This window comes from Paraeggerthella hongkongensis, from assembly GCF_003726035.1.
GTDB classification, from domain to species: Bacteria; Actinomycetota; Coriobacteriia; order Coriobacteriales; family Eggerthellaceae; genus Paraeggerthella; species Paraeggerthella hongkongensis.
In genome coordinates, this window is the sequence record NZ_QICD01000061.1 from 1 (window position 1) to 596 (window position 596).

Annotated in this window: 1 protein-coding gene; it reads right to left on the reverse strand. The window is 68.3% G+C overall.

Annotated features, from left to right (window positions below):
- Positions 1–596 (reverse strand): sugar nucleotidyltransferase (locus DMP08_RS12310; protein WP_123193158.1); only part of this gene is annotated, 596 nt, incomplete at both ends.

Consider the following 596-nt stretch of genomic DNA (forward strand, 5'->3'; position numbering starts at 1 on the left):
CCCTCGGCGACCTTCCTCAGATGCTGGCCGTAGACGGACTTGCCGTACTTCGCGGCGGCGTCCAGAAGCTGCCCCCGATCGATCCAGCCGTTCTGGTAGGCGATCTCCTCCACCACCGACACCGACAGGCCCTGGGAGCGCTCGACTGCGCGCACGAACTCGGACGCCTCGAACAGGCTCTCCATGGTCCCCGTGTCCAGCCACGCGTAGCCGCGCCCGAGCGTGACCACGTTGAGGGAGCCGTCGGCGAGGTACATCTGGTTGAGCGTGGTGATCTCAAGCTCGCCGCGGTCGGACGGCTCGACCTTCTTGGCCAGCCCGCACACGCGGGAGTCGTAGAAGTACAGGCCCGTCACCGCGTAGTTCGACTTGGGGCTCTCGGGCTTCTCCTCGATGGAGACGGCGTTGAAGTCCCCGTCGAACTCCACCACGCCGAAGCGCTCGGGGTCGTCCACGTGGTAGCCGAACACGGTGGCGCCGCCCGTGGTCTCGGCGCGCTCGACCGCGGCGCGCAGATGGCGGCCCAGGCCGTTGCCGTAGAAGATGTTGTCGCCCAGGACGAGCGCGCAGCTGTCGCCGCCGACGAACTCCTCGCC